The following is a 3,546-nucleotide window of genomic DNA, read 5'->3' as shown; positions in this document are numbered from 1 at the left end:
GGACACCGACGGCGGCAAATTCGACGGCGACACGGTGTGGGACCGCGCCGTCGGCCCGACACAGTTCATCCCGTCTACGTGGAAGGGCTACGCCTCCGACGGCAACGGCGACGGCGAGTCCAACCCGAACAACATCTTCGACGCCGCGCTGGGCACGGGCCGGTACCTGTGCTCCGGCGGGCTCGACCTGTCCAAACCGGACCAGCTGCGCGCGGCCGTGTTCCGCTATAACAACTCGGACACTTACGTGAACACCGTGCTGATCTGGGCGGAGGCGTACCGCACGGGTGTGCTGCCGACGCCGGACAGCAAGGTGCCCATCGGCGCCCCGAACGCCGGTGCCGCTCCGCCGCCCGCGTCGGTGCCGCCGCCTCCGGTGCCGTCGACGCCGCCCGGTTCGGTGACGCCGCCGCCTTCGAGTTCGCTGCCGCCGGCCAATTCGGGTTCGTCGTCGTCCAAAACGCCGACGACGACCCCGAAGCTGCCGCCGTGCCCGACGGTCACCGAGACGGAGACACAACCGACTTCGAGCACGAGTCCGACCACCACGACTCCGGCCCCTCCTCCGACCTGCTCGTCGCCGACGACGACCACGACGACCACGACGGTGACGTCCTCGTCCACCAGCGGGACCAAGACGCCCTGATCGCATTGTCTAAGCTCGGGGACATGCCTCGTGTTGCCGCGATCGACTGTGGGACCAACTCCATCCGCCTGCTCGTCGCCGAGCTGACGCCCCGCCACGACGGGACGGTCGACCTGCGCGACCTGCACCGCGAGATGCGGATCGTCCGCCTCGGCCAAGGCGTGGACGCCACCGGCAAGCTGGCCCCCGAGGCGCTCGAGCGCACCCGCAAGGCGCTGGCCGACTACACGATCGCCGCGCGCCGCAAGGGCGTCGAAAAGGTCCGCATGGTCGCGACGTCCGCGACCCGTGACGCGAGCAACCGAGACGAGTTCTTCGCGATGACGCGTGAGGTGCTCGGCACCGAGGCCGAAGTCATCAGCGGGGACGAAGAGGCGCGCCTGTCCTTCACCGGCGCGGTCGGCGAGCAGGACCCCGACGACGGCCCCTTCGTGGTGGTCGACGTCGGCGGCGGCTCGACCGAGCTCGTGGTCGGCACCTGGGACGGCCGCCGGGCCGAGGTCATCGCGGCCAAGTCGGTCGACATCGGCTGCGTGCGCATCACCGAACGCGCGCTGAAGTCCGACCCGCCCACCGCGGCCGAAATCGCCGAAGCGCGTGAGCTGGCCGCCAAGGTCCTCACCGAGGCCTTCGACGTGGTGGACGTGTCCACCGCCAAGACGTGGATCGGCGTCGCCGGGACGGTCACGACCCTGACCGCCGTGGCGCAGGGGCTGCCGGAGTACGACTCCGAGCGCACCCACCTCTCGAAGCTCTCCCACGCCGACATCGACCGCGTCGCGCAGTCGCTCCTCACGGCCGACCACGCGACCCGCGCCGCGAACCCGGTGATCCACCCCGGCCGGGTCGACGTGATCGGCGGCGGCTCGGTGATCGTGCAGGTGCTGGCGGAGCAGTTCGCCACGCGCGGTGGTCCCCGGGAACTGGTGATCTCCGAGCACGACATCCTCGACGGGATCGCCCTGTCGCTGGCCTGACAGTCGGGTTTTCTCTTATAGGAAGCCATTTCTTTAGGTGATCAAGCGGTGACCTCCAGTCCGGATTGAGCCGTTCGGCGCAGCGTCGTTCCTACCAACGTTGTGCTCTAACCGGGTGGTCCGGGACACCGTCACACATTTGCAACACCAACGCACTGTGATCGGCTTCACCTGTCCCATAGCGTCGTCTCACCTTCTGGACGGTGGGGCGCGACCAGCGCTCGCCGGACTATCCGACGACGAGAGTTGGAGTGGACATGCGGGCTTCACGCGGGTTCTGGGGAGCGACGGCGGTGGTGGCCACGGCGGCCATGCTGCTGACGGCCTGTGGAGGTGGTGGCTCCAGCGAGAACAAGGGGTCCGGCGCCGTCGACGCCAACGCGTCGGTTTCGGTCTACGGCACCGAGCCGGAGAACTCGCTGATTCCCGCCAACACCAACGAGCTCGGTGGGTCCAAGGCCCTCAAGCCGGTCTTCTCGGCGCTCGTCGGCTACAAGTCCGACACCGCCGAGCCGTACAACCTGATGGCCGAATCGATCACCACGACCGATTCGAAGGTCTTCGACATCAAGATCAAGAAGGGCTGGAAGTTCCACGACGGGACCGAGGTCAAGGCCAAGAACTTCGTCGACGCCTGGAACTACAGCGCGAACGGCAAGAACGGCATGCAGAACGCGTCGTTCTTCGAGCAGATCCAGGGCTACGACGAGATCAGCGCCAAGGAACCGGCCGTCAAGGAGATGTCCGGGCTCAAGGTCGTGAACGACTACGAGTTCCAGGTCACCCTCAAGGGGCCGTTCTCCGTGTTCGCCACCAAGATCGGCTACCTCGCCTTCGCGCCGCTGCCGGACAAGTTCTTCGCCGACCCGGAGGCGTTCGCCAAGGCCCCCATCGGGAACGGACCGCTGAAGTTCGTTTCGCGCACGCCGAACCAGAACATGAAGCTCACGCGGTTCGACGAGTACCAGGGCGAGGACAAGGTCAAGTTCAAGGACCTGGAAGTCCGCATCTACACCAGCCAGGAGACCGCGTACCAGGACCTGCTGAGCAACCGCCTCGACTTCATGGAGGCGCTCCCGCCCGCGGCGAAGGCCGGTGGCAAGTACAAGACCGACCTCGGTGAGCGTCTGGTCGAAGGGAAGCTGCTCGGCATCAGCGCGCTCGCCCTCCCGTACTACGTCCCGGGTTACAACAACCTCGACCTGCGCAAGGCGATCTCGCTGGCCATCGACCGCGAGCAGATCGTCAAGACCGTCATGAACGACACCTACGCGCCCGCCGACGGCTACGTGTCGCGGGGTATCGAGGGCTACCGGCCCGGTGTCTGCGGGGAGTTCTGCAAGTTCGATCCGGTGAAGGCCAAGGAGTTCTTCGCGAAGTCCGGTTTCACCGGCAAGCTGACCATCGCTTCGAACGCCGACGGTGGCCGCAAGGAGCCGCTGGTCGCGGCGTGCAACAGCATCAAGAACGCGCTCGGCGTCGAATGCGACTTCGTGCCGGCGACCGACTTCGGGCAGTGGCGCAGCATCGTCAACAACCGCCAGCTGACCGGCATGGGCCGCTCCGACTGGTCCGCCGACTACCCGTCGATCGAGAACTACCTGAACCCGCGCTACAAGAGCACCGGTTCGTCGAACGACTCCACGTACAACAACCCGGCCGTCGACGCGCTGCTGACCCAGGCGGACCAGACCGCCGACAAGGCGGCCGCGATCAAGCTGTACCAGCAGGCCGAGGACCTGATCGCGAAGGATCTGCCCCAGATCCCCGTGTGGGAAGAGAAGGGTGTCGGCGGCAAGTCGAACCGGCTCAAGGTCGCGAAGCTCGACTTCGGTCGTCTCGCGGACTACTCGTCCATCGAGGTCGCGGCGAAGTAATCGCGTGGTCGTGGCGGCCGGGGGCCCCCCCCCCCCCGCCCGCCCG

At 67.1% G+C, this 3,546-nt stretch carries 3 protein-coding genes; all 3 read left to right on the top strand.

The genetic code is table 11. From position 1 onward, the window contains the following. The coding region (locus ACXIZN_RS42995; protein ID WP_457960750.1) for a lytic transglycosylase domain-containing protein at positions 1-646 on the top strand (646 nt) is incomplete at its 5' end. Between the two features lie 23 nt (positions 647-669). Then, the gene (locus tag ACXIZN_RS42990) at positions 670-1,623 is read left to right on the top strand and encodes a Ppx/GppA phosphatase family protein (protein WP_457960749.1); all 954 of its coding nucleotides are present in this window, start codon (positions 670-672) and stop codon (positions 1,621-1,623) included. Between the two features lie 257 nt (positions 1,624-1,880). Continuing rightward, positions 1,881-3,500, top strand: coding sequence for a peptide ABC transporter substrate-binding protein (locus ACXIZN_RS42985; protein ID WP_457960748.1), 1,620 nt, complete (start codon positions 1,881-1,883; stop codon positions 3,498-3,500). Positions 3,501-3,546: the final 46 nt, after the last annotated feature.

Source organism: Amycolatopsis sp. TRM77291 (assembly GCF_054166285.1).
This window is presented reverse-complemented; position numbering and strand designations above follow the sequence as displayed.